The organism is Nocardia aobensis NBRC 100429 (assembly GCF_000308375.1).
GTDB lineage: Bacteria > Actinomycetota > Actinomycetes > Mycobacteriales > Mycobacteriaceae > Nocardia > Nocardia aobensis.
The window spans coordinates 53,875-75,304 of record NZ_BAFQ01000053.1 but is presented as its reverse complement, the minus strand read 5'-3'; the positions used below and the strand labels follow the sequence as shown (position 1 = coordinate 75,304).

Annotated in this window: 18 protein-coding genes; 10 read left to right on the top strand and 8 right to left on the bottom strand. The window is 68.1% G+C overall.

Annotated features, from left to right (window positions below):
- Window positions 1-48: 48 nt before the first annotated feature.
- The gene (locus RJ03_RS07020; RefSeq protein WP_036499167.1) at window positions 49-1,548 is read left to right on the top strand and encodes an aldehyde dehydrogenase family protein; all 1,500 of its coding nucleotides are present in this window, start codon (window positions 49-51) and stop codon (window positions 1,546-1,548) included.
- A 93-nt stretch (window positions 1,549-1,641) separates the two neighbouring features.
- Here the strand turns inward: RJ03_RS07020 and RJ03_RS07015 are convergent, their stop codons facing one another.
- Both RJ03_RS07015 and RJ03_RS07010 read right to left on the bottom strand, forming a co-directional pair.
- Window positions 1,642-3,282: an N-acyl-D-amino-acid deacylase family protein gene (locus tag RJ03_RS07015; protein WP_036499164.1), complete on the bottom strand. Its 1,641-nt coding sequence runs from the start codon at window positions 3,280-3,282 to the stop codon at window positions 1,642-1,644.
- 44 nt (window positions 3,283-3,326) lie between these two features.
- Complete coding sequence (locus RJ03_RS07010; protein ID WP_036499162.1) at window positions 3,327-4,484, bottom strand: aromatic ring-hydroxylating oxygenase subunit alpha; 1,158 nt, start codon at window positions 4,482-4,484, stop codon at window positions 3,327-3,329.
- A gap of 221 nt (window positions 4,485-4,705) precedes the next feature.
- On the opposite strand from RJ03_RS07010, the gene RJ03_RS07005 reads away from it, so the two are divergent.
- Window positions 4,706-5,416: a TetR/AcrR family transcriptional regulator gene (locus tag RJ03_RS07005; protein ID WP_245552202.1), complete on the top strand. Its 711-nt coding sequence runs from the start codon at window positions 4,706-4,708 to the stop codon at window positions 5,414-5,416.
- Entirely contained in the window at window positions 5,400-5,828 is a 429-nt protein-coding gene (locus RJ03_RS07000; protein ID WP_036499160.1) for a nuclear transport factor 2 family protein, read from the top strand. The genes RJ03_RS07005 and RJ03_RS07000 overlap by 17 nt, the downstream gene beginning before the upstream one ends.
- 10 nt (window positions 5,829-5,838) lie before the next feature.
- Here RJ03_RS07000 and RJ03_RS06995 read toward each other — a convergent pair whose 3' ends face one another.
- Window positions 5,839-7,017, bottom strand: a complete 1,179-nt coding sequence (locus RJ03_RS06995) for a thiolase family protein (RefSeq protein ID WP_036499158.1) — start codon at window positions 7,015-7,017, stop codon at window positions 5,839-5,841.
- A gap of 111 nt (window positions 7,018-7,128) precedes the next feature.
- Window positions 7,129-8,835, bottom strand: coding sequence for an N-acyl-D-amino-acid deacylase family protein (locus RJ03_RS06990; protein ID WP_036499156.1), 1,707 nt, complete (start codon window positions 8,833-8,835; stop codon window positions 7,129-7,131).
- 180 nt (window positions 8,836-9,015) lie between these two features.
- Between RJ03_RS06990 and RJ03_RS06985 the strand changes: the two genes are divergently transcribed.
- Together RJ03_RS06985 and RJ03_RS06980 are read left to right on the top strand one after the other, a co-directional pair.
- Window positions 9,016-9,816, top strand: coding sequence for an SDR family NAD(P)-dependent oxidoreductase (locus RJ03_RS06985; RefSeq protein WP_218000934.1), 801 nt, complete (start codon window positions 9,016-9,018; stop codon window positions 9,814-9,816).
- A gap of 25 nt (window positions 9,817-9,841) precedes the next feature.
- Window positions 9,842-10,030 carry a ferredoxin gene (locus tag RJ03_RS06980; RefSeq protein ID WP_036499152.1) on the top strand — a complete coding sequence of 63 codons (189 nt, stop codon included), beginning with the start codon at window positions 9,842-9,844 and terminating at the stop codon, window positions 10,028-10,030.
- A gap of 100 nt (window positions 10,031-10,130) precedes the next feature.
- Here the strand turns inward: RJ03_RS06980 and RJ03_RS06975 are convergent, their stop codons facing one another.
- Window positions 10,131-11,339, bottom strand: a complete 1,209-nt coding sequence (locus RJ03_RS06975; protein ID WP_036499150.1) for an amidohydrolase family protein — start codon at window positions 11,337-11,339, stop codon at window positions 10,131-10,133.
- Between the two features lie 124 nt (window positions 11,340-11,463).
- Window positions 11,464-12,543 carry a Zn-dependent alcohol dehydrogenase gene (locus RJ03_RS06970; RefSeq protein WP_036499148.1) on the bottom strand — a complete coding sequence of 360 codons (1,080 nt, stop codon included), beginning with the start codon at window positions 12,541-12,543 and terminating at the stop codon, window positions 11,464-11,466.
- Window positions 12,544-12,812: 269 nt separating this feature from the next.
- On the opposite strand from RJ03_RS06970, the gene RJ03_RS06965 reads away from it, so the two are divergent.
- Window positions 12,813-13,988 (top strand): amidohydrolase family protein, encoded by a 1,176-nt coding sequence (locus RJ03_RS06965; RefSeq protein WP_036499145.1) that lies wholly within the window; start codon window positions 12,813-12,815, stop codon window positions 13,986-13,988.
- Window positions 13,989-14,037: 49 nt separating this feature from the next.
- Here the strand turns inward: RJ03_RS06965 and RJ03_RS06960 are convergent, their stop codons facing one another.
- Together RJ03_RS06960 and RJ03_RS06955 are read right to left on the bottom strand one after the other, a co-directional pair.
- Window positions 14,038-16,317: a CaiB/BaiF CoA-transferase family protein gene (locus tag RJ03_RS06960; protein WP_036499249.1), complete on the bottom strand. Its 2,280-nt coding sequence runs from the start codon at window positions 16,315-16,317 to the stop codon at window positions 14,038-14,040.
- A gap of 154 nt (window positions 16,318-16,471) precedes the next feature.
- The gene (locus RJ03_RS06955) at window positions 16,472-17,425 is read right to left on the bottom strand and encodes an LLM class flavin-dependent oxidoreductase (protein ID WP_036499141.1); all 954 of its coding nucleotides are present in this window, start codon (window positions 17,423-17,425) and stop codon (window positions 16,472-16,474) included.
- A 119-nt stretch (window positions 17,426-17,544) separates the two neighbouring features.
- On the opposite strand from RJ03_RS06955, the gene RJ03_RS06950 reads away from it, so the two are divergent.
- From RJ03_RS06950 to RJ03_RS06935, 4 genes are all read left to right on the top strand, one after another.
- Complete coding sequence (locus tag RJ03_RS06950; protein WP_036499137.1) at window positions 17,545-17,964, top strand: Zn-ribbon domain-containing OB-fold protein; 420 nt, start codon at window positions 17,545-17,547, stop codon at window positions 17,962-17,964.
- Window positions 17,961-19,142, top strand: a complete 1,182-nt coding sequence (locus RJ03_RS06945; RefSeq protein WP_036499134.1) for a thiolase C-terminal domain-containing protein — start codon at window positions 17,961-17,963, stop codon at window positions 19,140-19,142. Before RJ03_RS06950 ends, RJ03_RS06945 begins: the two co-directional genes overlap by 4 nt.
- A gap of 30 nt (window positions 19,143-19,172) precedes the next feature.
- The gene (locus RJ03_RS06940) at window positions 19,173-20,051 is read left to right on the top strand and encodes an SDR family NAD(P)-dependent oxidoreductase (protein WP_218000930.1); all 879 of its coding nucleotides are present in this window, start codon (window positions 19,173-19,175) and stop codon (window positions 20,049-20,051) included.
- A gap of 109 nt (window positions 20,052-20,160) precedes the next feature.
- Window positions 20,161-21,363 carry an amidohydrolase family protein gene (locus RJ03_RS06935; RefSeq protein WP_051024402.1) on the top strand — a complete coding sequence of 401 codons (1,203 nt, stop codon included), beginning with the start codon at window positions 20,161-20,163 and terminating at the stop codon, window positions 21,361-21,363.
- The last annotated feature ends 67 nt before the right edge of the window (window positions 21,364-21,430 follow it).

Genomic DNA, 21,430 nt, shown 5'->3' with positions numbered 1-21,430 from the left:
CCTGTCCGGCTCGGCCCGCTCGATGCGCCGTGGTCAGGAAGGATCTCCATGTCGACAAGCACCGGAGCACTCGCCTCGCTCCCCGCATTCCTCGACGGCCGCACCAAACGCCTGCTGATCGGCGGCCGGTGGGAAGCCGCGGCCGCCGGGCGCACCTTCACCAGCATCGATCCCTCCACCGGTGCGGTGATCGCCGAACTGGCCGCCGCCGACGCCGTCGACGCCGACCGCGCGGTCACCGCGGCCCGCGCGGCGCTGGTGGGCCCCTGGCAGCAGTTCTCCCCGCGCGATCGCCAGGCCCTGCTGTGGGCGTTCGCGGACAAGGTTCAGGAGCACTTCGACGAACTGCGACTGCTCGAATCGCTCGATATGGGGTCGCCGCTGGGCCGCCGCCGCCCGGGCTCGCGCGCCTGGGAGGCCGAGGTACTGCGGTACTACGCGGGCTGGGCGACCAAGATTCACGGTGAGACACTGCCGAATTCGATTCCGGGCTCGGTGTTCAGCTATACCGTCAAGGAGCCGGTCGGGGTCGTCGCCGCGATCGTGCCGTGGAATCGCCCCGTCGCCAACGCAGTGTGGAAGATCGCTCCGGTGCTGGCCACCGGCTGCACCCTGGTGCTCAAACCCGCCGAGGAGGCGAGCCTGGCCGCGCTGCGGCTCGGGGAATTGCTGAGCGAGACCGGAATTCCCGACGGCGTGGTGAATATCGTGACCGGCGACGGGGAATCCGTCGGCGCCGCGCTGACCACACATCCGGGCGTGGACAAGATCGCTTTCACCGGCTCGACCGCGGTGGGGCGCGAGATCATCCGCTCCTCCGCCGACACCCTCAAGCGCGTCTCGGTGGAATTGGGCGGCAAATCTCCCGATGTGGTCTTCGCCGATGCCGATCTGGACAAGGCGGTTCCGGGCGCCGGCATGGGCGTGTTCTCGAATTCGGGCCAGACCTGTTGTGCCGGGACACGTATCTTCGTCGAGCGGCCCGTCTACGACGAATTCGTCGCTCGTCTCTCGGATTTCGCGCGTTCGCTCACCGTCGGCAACAGCCTGGACCCGCGGACCCGGATCGGCCCGCTGGTCTCCCACCGGCAGCTGACCCGGGTGTCCGAGTACCTGGCGATGGGCCCGGCCGAGGGCGCGCGCACCACCGCCGGTGGGGCGCGCATCGTCACCGGCGATCTCGCCGCCGGCTATTTCGTGGAGCCCACGGTCTTCGCGGATGTGCGCGACGAGATGCGGATCGCGCGCGAGGAGATCTTCGGTCCGGTGGCCTGCGTACTGCCGTTCGACACCCTCGACGAGGTGGCCGAGCGGGCCAACGACTCCGATTACGGTCTGGCGGGGGGAATCTGGACCCGCGACATCGGCACCGCGCACCGGCTGGCGGGACGGTTGCGGACGGGCACCGTGTGGGTCAACACCATGCTGCTGTTCGATCCGGCGGTGCCCTTCGGCGGTTACAAGATGAGCGGATACGGACGCGAGATGGGTCCGCATTCGCTGGCGGAATATCTCGAGGTCAAATCCGTGTGGATCGATACGGATTGATCGGCCATTCCGTGCCGGGTACCGAATGCCGAGGGGGCCGCGTACTGTTCCGCGGCCCCCTCGGCGCGCCGGTCGGTCCGGAATCGTGGTCGATCAGCTGCGCAGCAGCCGTCCGGCCGCCGTGCCGGCCACATCCACGCCGTCTCGGCGCGTCTGCACGCCGTTGACCCACATGTGCGCGACTCCGGTGCTGCGCACGACGAGCCGATCCGCTCCCCCGGGCTGATCGTGCACCCGCTCGATCGGAGTCGTGCCGACCGTCGCGGGATCGAAGGCCACCAAGTCGGCGAAGTACCCCGCGCGGATCAGCCCGCGCTCGCGGATGCGGAAAGCATGGGCCGGCTGGCCGGTCAGCCGCCACACCGCGTCTTCCAGTCCGACGGCCTTGCGCTCGCGCACCCAATGCCCCAGCAGGTGGGTGGAATAGCAGGCGTCGCAGAGCTGACTGGCGTGCGCGCCGGCATCGGACAGGCCCAGGATCGTCCGCTTGTCGGCGAGCAGATCGCCGATCTCGTCGTCACCGTCGTTGTCCAGGACCACACGGAAGCGCGTCGACATCCCGTCGGCGAGCGCGACATCGAGCATGAGATCGAAGGCGGTGGTTCCGCGTTCGGCGGCCAAGCGGTCCAAGGGTATTCCCACCGCGTCCGGATCGGCGACGGTCTCCTCCACGGCGACCTTGGGCCACCGATGCGCCCATGCGGCCAGCGTCGCCGGGCGGGCCCGTTCCCGCCATGCCGCGTCGCGGTAGAGCTCGGCGCGCTCCTCCCGCGGCCGGGCGAGCACCTCCTTCCACTCGTCGACCTCCCCCAGCGGAGTGGGATCGGCGAGGCTGACCTGCATGACGATCGGCCGGCAGGCGATCTGCGGATACACCTCGCCCGGCAGCGCGCCGCCGCGCTCCACCGTGCGCATCGCCGCGCCTGGTCTGTCGGCGCGCGCCACCAGAGCGGTCCAGGTGACCGGAATGCCGTAGCGCACGGACAGATCCGAGAACTGATCGACGAACATGCCGGGTCCGATCGACACCTGGAGGATGCCCTTGCCGACCGCCCCCAGTTCCGCGGCCAGCGCGTCGACCTCGTCCACCTCCGCGAAGCGGCTGGGCACCGGGCGGCCGAACGCACCCTGATGAGCCGGCTGGCGCGAGGTGGACAGTCCGACCGCACCGGCCGTCACCGCCTCCCGCACCAGCGCGCGCATGGTGTCGAGCTCCGCGGGGGTCGCGGCGCGTTCCTCACCGCCCAGGACGAACAGCCGCAGCGGCGTATGTCCCAGGAACGCACCGACATTGAGCCGCTTACGCCGGCGCTCCAGCGCGTCGAGATACTGCGGGAAGGTCTCGAAGCACCAGTCGATGCCGGCGTTCAGCGCCTCCATCGACATGCCCTCGACGTTTTCCAATGTGCGCACGATGATTTCGCGATGCGGCGGCCGGGTCGGCGCCACCCCGAAGCCGCAGTTGCCCATGATCACGGTGGTGAAACCGTGCCAGCAGGAGGGGGTGAGATCACCGTCCCAGAGGATCTGCGCGTCGTAGTGGGTGTGGATGTCGATGAAACCCGGTGTGAGCGTGAGCCCGTCGAGATCGACGACGCGTGTGGCCGGTCCCGGTGTCAGCTCGCCGGGCGCGCCGACGGCGGTGATGCGGTCACCGGTGATCCCCACCTCGGCGGACCTTCCGGGTGCCCCGCTTCCGTCGACCAGCCGGGCGCGGCGCAGCAACAGATCCATGGGTCCTCCCGGAGAGTGCGAATCAGCAAGGTGGTCAGGCATTCTCACGCCCGGCGGGCGGCCGCCAGCGCGTCGTCGAAACCGCGGTGCAGATGCTGGGGCGCGGGCTCGTTGCGGCCGAAGACGATGGTGTCGAGCACGCCGGCCCGGATGCCGGGTTCGGTCCGGGCCGCCACCCAGAAGTCCTCCCCGTCCACCACGGTCTCGCAGATCCAGGGGGCCATCTCCACCGCCTTGGCCCGTTCGGACTCACTCAGGCCGGGGCGCAAGTACGTGCTGTGCACCACCTCGGAGGAGTTCGCGTCGACCGGGACGATCTGCCACAGCTCCACGTGCCGGCTGTCGAAGGTGAGGCTGGTATTCGGAAACAGCGCGTACTGCAGGCTGATATGGCCCATCACGTCACCCCACTGCTCGTCGGGCACCTCGCGCAGTTCGTCGATCGTGCGCAGCGCGGAGCAGTTGCGCAGATGCCGGCCGAACGGGTCGAAGGTCAGCACGCCGCCGTAGGCGTATTTCGCCAGGGTCCGGCGGTGCAGGAAGCGGAAGTGGTAGTTCTCGCGGAAGGTGTCGAGCGTGACCTTCCAGTTGGCTCCCACCTGGTGGACGTGCGGCTCGCCGTACAACTCCCAGTCCGCGAACTCGAGCACCGCGAGTTCGTCCGCCAGGCCGGGACCGAGATATTCGTCGACATCCACGGCGGGCCCGGGGCGCAGCGATCCGACGATCAGCCCGTACCCCTCACCGACGGGCAGTTCCACGAGCCCCTTGCGCTCCAAACACATCCCGGTGAAGGCGTCCTCCACGGGAACGGCGACGAGGCGGCCGTCCAGATCGTAGGTCCACGAGTGGAACGGACAGGCGAATCGGCTGCGGGCGCCGCCGCCGTCGACCACCCGCACGCCGCGGTGGCGGCAGGCGTTGGCGAAGGCGCGAACGCGGCCTTCGTCGTTGCGGGTCAACAGAATCGGCACGCCGCACAGGTCGACGGTGCGATAGGTGCCCGCATGCGCAAGCGCGCCGGACAGGCACAACACCAGCGGGTGACCGCGGAACAGGACGTCGAATTCCTCGGCGTGCCGTCGCGGCGAATAGATATCGGTCGGCAACTCGAGGATGTCCGGCGCCAGATCGGTGGTGCCCTCATCGATGTGGTCGAGCAATCGGCGCGCGAGGCTGTGTTCCAGCGCTTGCCTGTCCATAACACACTCCACCCGGAACTCCGGACCCGAAGGACGGTCGCCTGGGAGCTTAGTAGGTGATTACTTACTCCGCAAGGAAATGCGAGAACCCGGTTCTACCTGGAGAGATCGACATCATCACGCCGATCCGTGGATGCCGTCGCGGGCGCACTAGGATAAAGTGTGTACCCACTAACAAACGCCGATCGGCACCGGCGACCGCCCGGAAACGAGGAGGACTCGTGGCCAGAACCACGACGACCGGGAGTTCCACCATCCCGTCCACCCCCGCCGACGGCGCACCGCCGGTGCGACGCCGGCTCACCGCCGAGGCCCGCAAGAGTTCGATTCTGGCCGCCGCGCGCCGCGCCTTCAGCGAGACCGGCGATATGAACGGCACCACGGTCAAGATGATCGCCGAGCACAGCGGTATCAGCGAGGGAATCATCTACCGGCACTTCGAGAGTAAGGATCAACTCTTCTTCGAGGCGGTGGTGGAACCGCTCAAGTCGGCCGTCGACGATCTGGTGGCCGCGACCGCCGTGGTCGACCGCGATCAGCCGCTGACCCCGCAGCGCCAGCTGGAGACGCTCAAAGGTCTCTACCGCCAACTGATTTCGACGCTCGACGAGGTACTGCCGCTCCTGGGACTGGTGCTGTTCGGCGATCCACAGGTGGCCCGGCGGTTCTACCGTGAGAATTTCGCGGTCGCCATGGACCGGCTGGCCGAGGCGTGGCGCGAGGTCGAGGATCGTTACGGATTCCCCTTCGAATCACCCGACATCTCCGCCCGCGCCGTGATGGGTATGGCACTGATGCAGGCCCTGGAGACCCGGCACGGCACCGCCAAGAAGGCGGACCGCGACCGGGCCGTCACGTTGATCAGCGAGGGCACGGTCAAGGGGTTCTTCCCGGTGATCGAGGGAGCCGAATCCGATGACCACACAGCCTGATTCGCGGCGCCACACGCCGTCGCGCGACGGCCTGGAGATCGTGACGGAGTTGTCGCGCCGTTTCGCCGCCGGTGACGGCGCCGGCGCGCTGGCGCTGTTCCACCCCGACATCCGGATCGAACAGCCGGGCTCGCTGCCGCACGGCGGCAGCTACCACGGACATGCCGGGGTGGCCGCCATGGGCGAATCGTTCGGACGGTACTGGGAGCGCAGTATCGACAATCCGCGCATCTTCGGCTCCGCGGAGTCGGTGGTGCAACTGACCACCCAGACCTGGACGGCCAGGGAATCGGGGCGGCACGCCACGGTCGACGTGGTGGAGCTGTTCTCCTTCGCCGACGGCATGGTCCGCGAGATCCGGGTGTTCCAGCAGGACACCCACGCCCTGCTGAAAACCCTCGAACCTCGGTGAGAACCTGACCTCAGGGCACCTCGACCACGACCGCGGTGCCCATCCCACCTCCCGCGCACATCGCCGCGACGCCGACCCCGCCGCCGCGGCGCCGCAGTTCGTGCACGAGGCTCAACACCATCCGGGTTCCCGTCATCGCCACGGGATGTCCCAGACTGCAACCACTTCCGAGGACGTTGACCTTCTCCTCGTCGAGTCCCAGCGCGCGGGTCGCGGCGACCGCGACCGAGGCGAATGCCTCGTTGATCTCCCACAGCGCCACATCGGCCACCGACAATCCGGCGCGCGCGAGCACCTTCTCGATCGCGGGCGCGGGCGCCAGTCCGGTGTCTGCGGGCGCCACGCCCACCGAGGCCCACGTCCGGACCACGGCCAGCGGCTCGATCCCGCGCGCGCGAGCCACCGCACGATCCGCGACCACCAGCGCACCGGCGCCATCGTTGATACCGGCGGCGTTTCCCGCGGTGATGCCGAAGCCCTCGATCTCGGGGTGCAGCGGTTTCAACGCCGACAGCTTCTCCAGCGACGAGGTGCGCCGGGGATGTTCGTCGACGGCGAAGGTGACCGTGCTGCCGTCGCGACGGGTCACCTCGATCGGCACGATCTCCTCGGTGAAGCTGCCGGCGTCGATCGCGGCCACCGCGCGCTGATGGGAACGCAACGCCCACTCGTCCATCTGCGCGCGCGTGATCCCGGCCTGCACCGCGGCATTCCACCCGACCGTGATCGACATATCGCGCACGGGTGCGTCAGGGGTTTCGCGGTGGCTCGGCGCGAGCCAGTCCTCCTCCCATTCCTCGGAGCCCGGAATGCGCCGATTCACCTTCGGCGCCGTCGAACTCGACTGCACACCGCCGGCGACGACGATCCGATCCATCCCGGCGATGACCGACGCGGCCGCGCTCTGCAGCGTGGACAGCCCGGAGGCGCAGTGCCGGTTGTGCGCGATGCCGGGCGCATTCACCAATCCGGCCTCGATGGCGACATAGCGGCCGATCGCCCCGCCGCCGTACAGCGATTCGCCGAGGATGACGTCATCGACCAGTTCCGGTTCGACACCCGCGCGGCGCACCGCTTCGGCGACGGCCGCCGTTCCCAGCGTGAAGGCGTCGGTTTCGGTCAGCGATCCCTTGTATGCCGTCCCGATCGCCGTGCGCGCGCCCGAAATGATCACGGCCTCATGGCTCATGGGTGCCACCCCGATTCCCAACTAAGTAAGTGTTCTCTAACTTCGTCATCGTAACGGCGGCTCGATGCGGGGGCAACGGCCCGCATCGACGGCGCCGAGCACACGAGGTTCTCAGCGCGCGGTGACCAACCGTCCGGGAACCACACCGGTCGTTTCGTCGTGATCGACGAGTACCCGCCCGTTGACCAGCGTGTAGTCGTAACCGCGCGCCCGCTGCACGAATCGCTGTGCACCCAAGGGGAAGTCGGCGACCATCTCGGGGGCGAACAGATCGAGATTCGCCAGATCGATGACGTTCACATCGGCGTACGCGCCCGGTGCGAGCACCCCGCGGTCGGCGATACCGAACAGATCGGCGGCATCGACGGTCAGCCGCCGGATCGCCGGACCGATCCCCAGCAGCGCCCGATCGCGCACCCAGTGCCGCAGAAAATAGGTCGCATTGCCGGCGTCCATGGTGAGCGCGACATGCGCACCCGCATCCGCGACCCCCAGGACGACGTCGGGGTTGGTGATCATTCGTGCGACCGCGTCCAGATCCTGGTTGAGCACCGGGTAATACAGCAGTCCACGTCCGCCCGTCTCGAGCGTGTAGTCGATGAAGGCGGCCGCGGCCCCGACCCCGCGCCGCCGCGCCTCGGCGGCCAGGCTGTTGTCCACCCCGACGTCGTAAGCGGCCGAACCCGGCGGCAGCAGATACATTTTCGCCGGATCCTTCGGCGCCAGCGGACCCGATGCCTGCGAGGGCAGTTCGGCCTCGGCGATCAGACGGTCGCGGACATCACCGCGGGCCAGCGACCGGAGCCGCACGTCGGGCGGCTCGGCCATCACCTCGGACCAGGTGGGCAGCGCGTCGTAAGGGGTGCGCCCGGCGATGCCGTAGACGATCGCGCTGCCGCGCACCGCGGTCATCGGTCGCAGATCGGCGCCCCGCGCCCGGGCCCCGGCCGTCTGTTCCATCACCCAGGACCACAGCCCGGGACGCCGGTCGCTCTGCATGATCGAAAAGGTCAGGGGCCGAGCCGAATTCAGGCTCACCCCTTCCATCCACGTCATCTCGGCGCGGGAATTGGCACGGTCGGCGCCGTCGCGCTCGCCGATGCGCGGGACCACCTGAAAAGTGCCGCGCCCGCGTTCGGCGAGGACGCCGGCGATCGCCGACAGCTCCTCGGCGTCGGCGAAGGTGCCCGGCACCGGCCGCCCGTCCGGCACGGTGTGCATATAGGTCCGGGAGGTCGAGAAGCCCAGCGCGCCGGCGTCGACGGCCTCGCCGACCAGTTCCGCCATCGCGGCGCGGTCCTCGGCGGTGGCGGGCGCCTCGTCGAGACTGCGCTCCCCCATCACGTAGTAGCGCAGGGCGGCGTGACCGATCAGCCCGCCGACGTTGACTCCGAGTTCGCGGTTGCCCAGGGTTTTCAGATAGTCACCGTAGGTCTGCCAGCCCCAGTCCAGCCCGGCCATGATCGTGTCTGCGGGGATGTCTTCCACCGACTCCATCATCGCCGCCAGGTAGCCCTCCTGCCCCGGCCGCACCGGCGCGAAGGTGACCCCGCAATTGCCCATCACCACCGTGCTCACCCCCTGATAGCACGAGGGCGTGGCGAGCGGATCCCAGAACAGCTGGGCATCCAGATGGGTGTGCACGTCGATGAACCCGGGCGTCACATACCGGCCCGACGCATCGATCACCCGGCGCCCGGGACCGACCGCCGAGCCGATATCCGCGATCCGGTCCCCGTCGATCGCCACCTCCGCCCGACGCGGCGGGGCACCCGTTCCGTCGACCACGTCTCCACCGCGAATCACGATGTCATGCATGGTTTTCCATCCTTCCCGGCGCGGGCGGCCCGAGCACAAATAAGCAGGTACTCACTCAACATAACGCCAGAACCGCTCGCATATCACCGGGTACCGTGAGAAAGTAGGTACTTACTTGCTAGACCGTATGCTCCGGCGGCCCGTTCCGGAGCGCACAGCGCAGGAGTCGACGTGGGATCGATGGACGGCCGGACCGCAATAGTCACCGGCGCGAGCCGCGGCATCGGGCGGCGGATCGCCGAGCGCTTCGCCGCCGAGGGCGCGGCAGTGGCGGTGGTGGCTCGCACCGCCGAACCGGGCGCCTCGGCCCTCCCCGGCTCCATCGAGGAGGTCGTGGCTCATATTCGCGATCACGGCGGCCGGGCAGCCGCGATCCGCGCCGATCTGACGGTTCCCGCGCACGTGGAGACGGTCGTGGCGCGCGCCGAAGCGCTGCTCGGCCCGGTCGACACCCTCGTCAACAATGCCGGGGTGAACTTCTACGGCCCGGCGCTCGACATTCGCCCGAACCGCTACGGCCTGATGTTCCAGATGATGGTGCACACACCGTTTCGCCTGTGCCAGTTGGCGATTCCCGGAATGATCGAACGCGGACGCGGCTGGATCCTCAACATCACCTCCAAACAGGCGCGCCATCCCCTCGGCCCGCCCTATCCGGACTGGGCCGCCGACGGCTGCGTGCCCTACGGCATGTGCAAGTCCGCGCTCGATCGCCTGACCACCGGCCTGGCGGCCGAGGTGTACGGCACCGGCGTGCGGATCAACTGCCTGGGCACCTCCGGTCTGGTCATGACGCCCGGTGTCGCCGTGGTCTCGCCACACACCCCGGACAACACCCCGGTCGAACCGGACGACGCCATGGCCGAAGCCGCTGTGCTGCTGTGCAATTCGCGCGAGGACACCGGACGCATCGCCTACAGCATGGAACTGCTGGGGCGGCCGTTCCCCGACGGCCCCTGGGCGCTGTCGGCCACCTACTGAATCGCCCCGACCCCGGAGGACAGTCATGCACGTATCCGTCGACCCCGACCGCTGCCAGGGCCACGCCCGCTGCTGGGAGATCTGCCCGGAGGTCTTCGACCTCGACGACGAAGGGCACGGCCGCACAACGGTTTCCGAGATACCGGCCGAACTCCGGGACCGCACCCGCGAGGCCGCCGACAACTGCCCGGAACGGGCGATCGTATTGAGCTGAGCCCCGCCGCGTTCGCGCGCAGGGACACCGAAACGCGAAGGTCCGCCCACCATGGTGGGCGGACCTCGGCATATGCGGACCGTCACCGGCCCGCGACATGTCACGACTCGGGAATCGAGGCCGGATCGGCGGGCGTGAAGTCGTAGACCCGCGACGCGTTGCCGACGGTGATCTTGTCCTGCACGTCCTGCGGGAGATGACCGAGCCACTTGCCGGCCATCCGGACGGTATCCGGCCAGGTGGAATCCGAATGCGGGTAATCGCATTCGAGCATCACGTTGTCCTCACCGATGATGTCCAGCAGCCGGATTCCCGCCTGATCCTCGATGAAGGTGCCGTATACGTGGTCGCGGAACAGGCGCCGGATATCGGTATCCAGATCGAAGGTCGCCGTGCCCTTCTGCTCGCCGCGTTCGTGCGTGGCGTTCATGCTGATGTCGAACCGCGAGGCCCAGAACCGCTGTTTGTCGACCACCTGCTCGGCACGTTCCAGGAAGTACGGCATCCAGCCGATGGACCCCTCGGAGAGAGCGATCTTCAGGTTCGAGTACTTCACGAAATTGCCGCTGAACAACCAATCCAACAGCGTCCCTGCTTGATTCGCAGCCGCCGAGTAGGCCATGAAGGCCAGCGTCGGCATATCCTCGGAGGTGCGGATCATATTGGAGGACGATCCGACGTGCATCGAGATCACGAATCCGGTGTCGTCGCAGGCGCGGAAGACCGGGTCCCAGAAGTCGGTGTGAATCGACGGCAGGCCGAGTTTGGTCGGATTCTCCGAGAAGGCAATGGATTTGGCACCCAGCCCGGCAGTGCGTTCGATTTCGGCCGCGGCGGCGACCGGATCCCAGAGCGGAATGATCATCATCGGGATGAAGCGGCCGGGATAGGCCTGGGCGAATTCCTCGAGGATGAAATCGTTCCAGGCCCGCACGCACAGCAGCGCGAGTTCCTTGTCCTTCGCCTCGTGGAAGATCTGGCCGCAGTAGCGCGGAAGCGAGGGGAAAAGCATCGACGACAGCACATGCCCCTGGTTCATATCGGCCACCCGCGCCGCCGGGTCGTAGCAGCCGAGTCGCATCTCCTCGTAGGTGATGGGTTCGGGGGAGAATTCCTCACGCTTCTTACCGGCGACGGCGTTGAGGCCGGTGGTGACGATCTGGCGGTCCTCGTAGACCCAGAATTCCGACTTGTCCTCGCGGACGATCCGGGGCCCGGTCTCGCGCCACTTCTCCGGCAACCGCTCCTGCCACAGCCGCGCCGGCTCGATGAGATGGTCATCAACCGATATGAACCAGCTGAACGACATGGGATCTCCCAACTCCGGTAACAAAGCGAACACTTACATACAAGGTAGCCGGATGCCGGGTCGGGCGCCAGGGTTGCCGGCGATTCGTTGCGAGGTCGAACCGGGTTCAGCGGCACCCACCGCGTCATCCGACGATGACCGTGCGCACCCCCTCGGCCCGCGAGAGCAGGTCCACACCCTTGTTGATCTCGTCGAGCGAAATGCGATGAGTGATCATCGATTCCAGATCCAGGCGTCCCGCCTCGGCGAGCCGGATGAAGCGCGGGAAGTCGCGCAGGATCTGCGCACCGCCGACCACCGATCCGGCGATCCGCTTGCCGGAGAACACCGTCGAGATCGCGGGCAGCGTGAGGACATCCGTGGTCGACGGCATGCCGACCAGCGTCACCACCCCTTCCACCCGGGCCATATCGACGGCCTGGGTGACCAGTTCCGGACGGCCGACCACCTCGAAGGTGAAGTCGGCGCCGCGCCCGCCGGTCAACTCACGCACCTGCGCGACCGGATCGCCGGCCTGCGGGTCGACGGTGTGGGTGGCGCCCACCCCGATACTCGCCTCCCGGCGGCCGGGCATCGGATCGACGGCGACGATCGTGGCAGCGCCGGCGATACGCGCCCCCTGGATCACCGATTGCCCCACCCCGCCGCAGCCGATCACCGCCACCGACGAGCCCGGCGTGACGCCGGCGGTGTTGAGCGCGGCGCCGAGACCCGTGGTCACCCCGCAGCCGAGCAGGGCGAGCTGCTCATCGGCCAGATCGGTCTGCACCGCGACCACCGACGCCTCGTGCACGACCATCGCCTCGGCGAAGGTTCCGCAGCCGCACACCGCCGCGGCCGAGCGGCCGTCGGCGAGGCGGAAGCGTTGCCGCCGTTTCACTTCCGCGTTCAGCTCACAATGGTTCGACATACCGTTGACGCACGACCAGCACTGTCCGCAGGCCGGGGTCACCGAGGCGAGCACCCGATCGCCCACGCGCACCCGGCGCACCTCGGCGCCCACCTCCGCCACCACCCCGCACCCCTCGTGGCCCGGCACGATCGGCAGCGGCAGCGGCGAGAGCCCGTTGATGACGGTGAGGTCGGTATGACAGATGCCGCCGGCACTCAGCCGCACCACCACGTCGTGGGGGCCGGGTTCCGGCAGAGGCAGATCTTCGATTTCGAGGGGCCGGCCGACCTCGTAGGCGACAACAACTTTCACTGCGTACCTCTATCGATTCGAGTGCGCCACGGACCGAACCGCCGCGCCGCGGTTGTCAAGCGAGTGCTCACTCATATTAGGAGCGCGACGGCGGTTCCGACGCCGATTCACCACACCTGCCCGCAGGCCGACTCTCTCCGCGGAACAGGGCGCGACCTTGACATCCTCTACCGCCGATGCGAAGTTAGTAACTGTGTGCTCACTTACTCAGATGCCATTACTCGGAGCGCACATTCCTGTCCGCGGGCGATCCCGGAGGTAGCGCAGCGATGGAATACGGGTTGATCGACGCCGACGGGCACTACTACGAACCCGACGACTGCTTCTCGCGCCATATCGAGTCGCGCTTCGCCGATCGCACCATCCGGGTCGAACGCGGCACCGACGGACTGGGCCGCGTCTTCCTGCGCGGGCAACGCACCTTCATGAGCGTGATGCCCGGCGACTACGCCTCGGCGCCGGGGGCGTTGCAGGGACTGTTCGTCGGGGGCGTCGCGGACGGATTCACCCATCGCGAGGTGGTGACCTCGAGGGACCATCCGGAATTCGCCGACCGCGGTGCACGTTTGGCCGTTCTCGACCGGCAGGGCGTGGAGGCCACGATCATGCTGCCGACGCTGGGTGTCGCCGTGGAATACGACCTGCGTGACGACGTGGAGCTCACCTACGCGAGCCTGCGCGCCTTCAACCGCTGGCTCGAGGAGGACTGGGGATACGGCGCGGACGGACGGCTGTTCGGCGTACCGATGCTGTCGCTGCTCGACATCGACCAGAGCGTTCGGGAACTGCGCCGGGTGCTCGACGCCGGTGCGCGGATGGTGCACCTGTGCCCCGGTCCGATCGCGGGCCGCTCCCCCGCCGACCCCGTATTCGATCCGTTCTGGGCCACCGTGTCCGATGCCGGAATTCCGGTGGCATTCCACGTATCCAACAGCGGCTACCAGCACTTCTACGGGACGCACTGGTCGGAGAATCCGGACAACCCGTCGCATCAGCAGTCACCACTGCAATGGGCACTGTGCAATACCGAACGCCCGGTGGTCGACACCTTGATCGCGCTCACGCTGCACAACCTCTTCGGCCGCCACCCCGGCGTGAAGATCGTCTCGATCGAGAACGGCTCGAATTGGCTTCGGCCACTGTTCAAAACGATCGACAAGGCCGCGGCGCTCGGCCGCCGCGGCCCGATGATCGGCGGCAAGCTCCCGCCTCACCCGAGCGAAGCGCTGGCCGAACACCTCTGGGTCTGCCCGTTTCCCGAGGACGATGTGCACGACCTGATCGACGCCATCGGCGCCGACCACGTCCTGTTCGGCTCCGACTTCCCCCACCCCGAGGGCTTGCGCGAACCACGCGACTACCTCCCTCGGCTGGAATCCTGCGATCCCACGGTCCGCCACCAGGTCTTGCGCGGGAACACCGCGGGCCTCCTCGGACTGAACTGAAATCTCGCGGCCCGCCAACCCGACCCGGCGATAGGTCGGGCCGGTCGCGTCAGTCCAGCTGACGGGCGACCTTCGTGGCAAGCAATTCGTCCACGTGAGCTTCGTCGAACCCCAACTCGCCCAACACCTCCGCGGTGTGTTCGCCGACGCCCGGAATCATCAGCCGCGGGCCGCCGAGGACATCGGGGCCCGTGCGCAGCAGGGGGCCGATCTGTTCGAAATAGCCCCAGTCGGCGGTGCGGTATCCGACGACGCGGCCTAGTTGGCGGTTGACCGGATCGTCCAGGACGGCGTGGCGGAAGCTGTCGCGGTTCATCGGCTCGATGAGCTCGGCGGAAATGCCGAGTTCGCGTAGCCGTCGCACCCATTCGGCGGCGGGGGCGGTCGCGAAGGTGGATTCGAGTGTCGCCTCGGCGGCGCGGGCGGCGCTGTCGTCGCCGTTGCGCAGCGGGACGTAGTCCCCCAAGCCCGCCCCGCCGGTACCGGTACCGACGAATTCGTCCAGCTGGCACCAGGATTCGCGGTCGGCGATCACCAGGGCGAACCATTCGCCGTCGGAGCCCTCGTAGATGCGGTAGCCGGGCCCGTACCCGGTCTGCCGCTCGTCGAGTACCGGGCCCGTGACGAGTTCGCCGTCGCGCACGAAAACCCCGCAGTGCATGAGCATTCCGGCGCCGAGCAGGCTGGTGATCACCTGCTGGCCGCGCTGCTGGGTGGCCCGGGCGTAGAGACCCAGCGCGATGCCGGCGGCGGCGACCCAGCCACCGGCCATATCGATCGGTATCCAGGTCGCGGCCAGCGGCTCGTTGCCCGCGCCGCCGATCGCGCGCTCGACACCGGTCAACGCCTGCATCAAAGCGTCGTTGCCCGGATACGCCGCCCGCGGGCCGGTGGGGCCGAAGGCACTGGCGTGGCAGTACACCGCGTTCGGATTCAGGCGAGCCACGGTGTCCGCGTCGATGCCGAGCCGTTCCGCGACGCCGACGCGGAAGTTGTGCAACACCACATCGGCGGAAGCGAGCAGTTTCTCGACCACCGGCCGCGCCTCGGGAGCGTTGATATCCAATGCGAGACTGCGCTTTCCGCGCTGACAGGCCGCCACCGCATAGGCGGCGGCCCGCATGGCCTCACCGCCCGGTGGTTCCACCTTGATCACGTCGGCACCGAGGTCCGCCAGCACCTCGGCGGCGAGTGGCCCGGCGACGAACGCCGAGAAGTCCACGACGCGCAGGCCGTCGAAAAGACTTGCGGCAGCGCGCGTTCGCTCGACAACGGGCGCAGCGGGTGCCGGCCGCAGCGGATGGATCACGAACGGCGAGCCGATCATCAGGTCCTCGCGACCGTGCTCGGAACGCGTAACGGCCACACCGGTTTCGGTGCTGTGCGGATCACGCAGCACCTCCCCCGGCCCCAGCACCGGCTCGCAGGCCACTCCGGCGGCGCGCAGCCGCTCCACCCACACCTCGCGCGGCCGGGTGGCGAAGAACGATGTCCACCGCTGGGCCCGTGCCCGCAGTTTTCCGGTGGTCTGGTCGGTGTAGTACCCGTCCGGACTGGGTTCGTCGCCGAGCACCTCGATCACCGCCTGGTACATGCCCTTACCGCCGAACCACACTTGCAGCAGTTCGCCGTCGGCGCAGCGGTAGAGGAAGTTCGGGAAGGTCGAGCCGTGCTCCCAATAGGATTCGACTTCGGGTGCGGCGCGTTCGGACCGGCCGATCATGCAGCCGAGGGTGGCCAGCATTCCGTCGTAGAGCGAGGTTTCGCTCCATCCGCCCGTGCCGGTGCCGACGCGGCGACGCAGCAGCGCGAACACCGAGGTGAGCAGCAGGAAGGCAGCCCCCATGCCGGACGCACGAACCTCGGGGAAGATCGGCCCGGGACGATGCCCCTGCAATTGCGTGCAGAAGCCGGCACGCGCCTCGACCAGCAGTCCGAAATCCTCGACCGTTCCGGCTTCGGTGCGGCTCGGCCGGCAGCGGGCGTAGACGAGCGCGGGATTCGTTGCGGCACAACGACGGAACCCCAGTCCGCGCGCCTCGACGAGTTCCTCCGGGCCATAGACTAGCGCGACATCGGCCGTTCGCAGCAACGCGGAGATTTCGGCCGCATCGGTGGTGGTGACGATGCGCTTGTCGCGATGCCAGACGCGGCCCCACGGCACATCGGTGTCGATCGGCACGAGCTCCCCGACCACCCGTATCACGCTCGCACCGAGATCGGCGAGCAGCATGCCCGGCAGCCCACCGGCCGGCCCGAGCCCGAGATCGCTGACTCCCACCGCGATTTCGACCACCGTCAGATCCGCGCAGGGACGTTCGCCACTCATCGTCAGAGTCCTTTCGACCAACGATCCGCAGTCGCCGTGCCCGCCGAACAGGCCCCTGCGGGCCGGTGTCGCGACGCTGTCCGCGAGATCCGACGCACTCGTCGCGGGCACCAATTGCCCACCGAAAGGTCCCCGTTACCAGCACATTCGGAGCTCATTGCCCGACCCGAACCGGCAGTTCCAATCTCGGCAGCACCTCTTCGGCGGCGAGCCGAACCACGTCCAGCGTGTCCGACCGCGTAGCCGGCGCGATGACGAAATGCCGCACGCCCGCGTCGACGTAGTCCTGGAGCCGCACCGCGACCTCCTCCGGTGTCCCGGCCGGCGCGATTCGCCGCAGCATGTCACCGGGTTTGTCGCCGTAGGCGCCACCGAGGAAATCGGCCACTTCGGCGCGGGCGCGGTCGCCGTCGCGGCGGATCGAGCAGTACAGATACATCGTCCACTCGAAGCCGGTGAGGTCGCGGCCGATCGCCGCCGCCTCCTGCCGAATCGCGATGACGGAGCGGGCATATGCGGACGGTGACATCAGGTACGGCATCCAGCCGTCTCCTCGGCGGGCGGCGCGCCGCATCGCCGGGGCTCGGCGCCCGGACACGATCAACGGGGGGCCGCCGGGCCGCATGACGGAACCGCCGGGGCCGCGGACCGGGCGCAGGTGCAGATCGCGAAATCGGAAGAACCGGCCCTCGTGATCGACCGGTTCGTCGCGCCACAGCGCCCGCAGTACATCCATCGCCTCGTCGGTGCGCGGCCCGCGTTCGGACAGCGGCACACCGACGGCCTCGAATTCGTGCCGGAACTCCCCGCCGACCCCGAGACCGACCGACACCCGGCCGCCGGAGCGAGCATCCAGGTCGGCGAGCTGCTTGGCCACGATCACCGGCTGATAGAGCGGTAGCAGCAGCGTCGCGGTTCCGACCCGGACGCGTTCGGTCCATGCGACCATCAGCGACAGACGAGTGACGGCCTCACCGGTAGGACTCGGCGGCAGGATATGCCCGCCCTGCCAGACGGATTCGATGGGCAGGCGTTCGGCAGCGGCCAGCCAGTCCCGATCCGGTTCCGGCATCGCGGCTGCCCCGAAGACGATGCGGTCGGCGGACATCCGACTCCTTCGGCGAGCAGTGCGCCGGTGCCCGATCGGCACCGACCACACGAAGATAGCAAATGCTCACTTATCATGATAGAGGTTATAGGCAGCAACGACTCGCTCCTGGAGGCCGGATGAACGCGATACCGGGTATCCCGCCGATGGTCACCGAGGAGACCGAGCCCTTCTGGACCGGAGCCGCCGCCGGCCGTTTGCTGGTCGAGCACTGTCCCGCGTGCGGGGCCGATTCCTTCCCGCCCCGCGGCATCTGCCGACGATGTCGGCACCGCAATCCCGACTTCGTCGAAATCACGTCTCCCGGAACGATTTACAGCTTCACCGTGAACTATCAGCGCTGGCTCCCGGACCTCGAGGTGCCGTATGCGATCGCGCTGGTCGAATTTCCGGATCACCCGGGGGTGCGGATCGCCGGTCGATTGCGCGGCTGCGGTCCGGAAGAGGTCGCGATCGGCATGTCCGTCGACATCGGGTTCGAGCCCGGTCCGGGCGGCTACGCCGTCCCGAGCTTCCTGGCTCGCGAGGCGGACCGATGAGTGCGGACATCTTCGAACACCGCGCCGTCATCTCCGGCATCGGCCAATCCGCGATCGCCCGCCGACTCGACCGCTCCGGGCTGCAATTGACGCTCGACGCCATTCTCGCCGCTGTCGCGGACGCGGGATTGACCGTCGACGACATCGACGGCCTGGCCATGTTCCCCGGTGGCGGCGTCGCCAACCTCCCCGGCTACGCCAACGGCAATCTCTACGAGGTGCAGGACACCCTGCGCATCGATACGACGTGGCGACAAGGCCTGGTCGAAGGTATGGCGCTGCCGTTCTACGGCCCGGCTCAGGCGGTCGCGACCCGCCAGGCCCGGCATGTCGTCATCTGGCGGACCGTGAAGGAGGGCAGTGCGGCCCGCGCCGCCGGTGGCCGTCCCGCCTACGGCTCGACCAAACCGCTCGCCGAGGGGCCGCAGGCGTGGCTGCTGCCGGTCGGGATGCTCTCACCGGTATGCCAGATCGCACCCTTCGCGACCCGCTACATGCACGAATACGGCCTGACCCGTGAACAATTGGCGTGGATCGCGGTCGCCCAGCGCGCCCACGCCGCGCGCAACCCCGATGCGGTCTACCGCTCGCCGCTGACCGTGGACGACTACCTCGGTGCGCGAATGATTTCCTCGCCACTGTGCCTGTTCGACTGCGACGTCCCCGCCGACGGCGCCACCGCGATCGTGGTGTCGGCGGCCGAGACCGCCACCGATCTGCGCGCACCGGTCCGCATCGAAGCGATGGCCGGCGTGGTGGACGGGCGCCCGGCCTGGGATCAGTGGGAGGACATGGGCCGGGTCGGTTACGCGACGGCCGCCGCCCTGTGGGCGCGGACCGCGCTGACCCCCGCCGATGTGGACACCGCCCAGCTCTACGACGGTTTCAGTATCGAGGCGGTGTGGTGGCTCGAGGCGATGGGTTTCTGCGGCACCGGCGAGGCCGGCGACTACCTCGACGGCGGCAAGCGCATCGTCCTCGGTGGTGAGCTGCCGCTCAACACCTGGGGCGGTCAGCTCTCGGGCGGACGGCTGCACGCCGGATTCGGCCACACCGCCGAGGCGGTGCGGCAGCTACGCGGCGAGGCGGGCGCGCGGCAGGTGGCCGGTGCCGAGGTCGCGGCGGTGACCAATGTCGGCGGAATCGAGTCCGGCGCGGCACTTTTGACGCGCTGGTGAGCCAGCAGGACCGGTGACGGCGAAGGAGAGATGAGCATGGTGGAGCGTCCGGGCCGCGTGGACGGCAAGGTGGCAATCGTGACGGGTGCGGGATCGACGCCCGGGCCCGGGATCGGCACCGGGAAGGCGACCGCGGTGGCACTCGCACGGGAGGGTGCGGCCGTGCTGCTGGTGGACCGCTACGGCGACCGCGCCGAACAAACCCTGCGGATGATCGAGGACGAGGGCGGCAAGGCGGCGGTCTTCGCGGCCGACCTGACCGAGGCAGCGGCGTGCGAGGCCATGGTGCGCACCGCCGTCGACTCCTTCGGCGGGCTGGACATCCTCGTCAACAACATCGGCCTGGCCGCGGTCGGCACGGTCGTCGACGTCTCCGAAGCCGACTGGGACCGATCCTTCGATATCAACCTGCGCACCGCATTCCTCGCCTCGAAGTACGCGGTACCCGCACTGACCGAACGCGGCGGCGGATCCATCGTGAACATCTCCTCGATCTCGGCGCTGCGCGGTGACGGGACGGTCGCCTACTCCGCGGCCAAGGGCGGACTGCTCGCGATGACCGTCGATATGGCGTATTCGCACGGCCGCCAAGGGATTCGGGTCAACGCCATCGCCCCCGGGCACATCACGACGCCGATGGTGCTCTCCGTGTCGGCGCCGGGGCCGCGGGCGGAATTCATGAACACGATGCGGTCGGAGGCGGGTCTGCTCGGCACCCCGGGCGACGGCTGGGACGTGGCGTGGGCGGCGACCTTCCTGGCCAGCGACGAAGCCCGCTGGATCACCGGCATCACCCTGCCCGTGGAATCGGGCGTGCTGAGCGTAACGCCGCTGATGATGGCGCCCCATCTGCGCGCGGTCCCGGCCCCCGCCCCGGCCGAGCCACCGGCGCCGGAATCCGCGCACTGAACTCCGATCCGCCGCGGCAGACGGTTGTACATCGCCCGGCCGATCTCTAGAGTAAGTAAGTGAACACTCTCATAGATGAATAATCTTCCTGGTACAGAAGGAGTTCGGGATGGCTGACCCCGATGGCGCCGGAGCCGCCCTGTGTGAGCGATATGCGGTCGCCGATGTCGACTCCCACATCATCGAACCGGCCGATCTGTGGACCTCGCGGATCTCGAAGAAGTGGGGCGATCTGGTTCCGCACGTCCGCTTCCACGAACGGCGGCAAGAGGACTACTGGTACATCGGCGACAAGAAGCTCTACGGCGTCGGCGCGTTCGCACAGGCGAAATGGCCCGAATTCCCGCCCTCCCATCCGAAGAAACTCTCCGAGGCCTTCCCTGCCGCGCTCGACGCCAAGGCACGGCTCGCCTATATGGACGAGGTCGGCATCTACTACCAGGTGATGTACCCGAACATTCTCGGCTTCCACAGTCATGTCTTCCTGAATTCGATGCCGCACGAGCTGGCCACCGAATGCGTTCGCGCCTACAACGACTGGCTGGCCGAGTGGTGTTCGGCGGATTCGCGCCGGTTGGTTCCGATGATGATGCTGCCCTTCTGGGATATCGACGAATCGGTCACCGAGATGAAGCGGGCCTACGAATTGGGCCACAAGGGTGTGCTTTTCGCCGCGCGCTACGACAAGGTCGGCCTGCCCCGCCTGGTGGACGATTACTGGGAGCCGCTGCTCGGGCAGGCCCAGGACATGGGACTGTCGATGAATTTCCACGTCGGCTTCCTCAACTCCCCCGACGATCTCAAGGGTGCGGTCGACCAATCGCAGAAACTCGACTTCACCAAGGAGAGCGCGCTGGTGCTGCTCGGCAATGCACAGAACATCGCCGAGGTGGTGGTGAGCGGCGTCTGCCATCGCTATCCGGAGTTGAATTTCGTCTCGGTGGAGAACGGTGCCGGCTGGCTGCCCTTCCTGGGCGAGAGCATGGACTGGCAGTGGCTCAATGTGGGTGCGCACCACGAATATCCGGATCGGCTGCTACCCAGTGAATATATGCGCCGCCAGATCTACGGGATGTACTGGTTCGAAAACCGTTCGCTGCGACCGGTGATCGGCGAGTTGGCCGACAATCTGATGTTCGAAACCGATTTCCCGCACGCCACCAGCCTCTCGCCGGGACCGGCCTCGGAATCACCGAGCCCACGCGACATCATCGATCGTTCGCTGACCGGAATTCCGGACGAGACGGTCGCGAAGGTCCTGCAGCACACCGCGACCCGGCTCTATCACCTGGACCCGCCGCGGCGGAACTGACCGAAGGACAAGACATCGCAGGCGGCGTGACGGCGACAGGTCACGCCGGACACGAATGCAGGAGGCG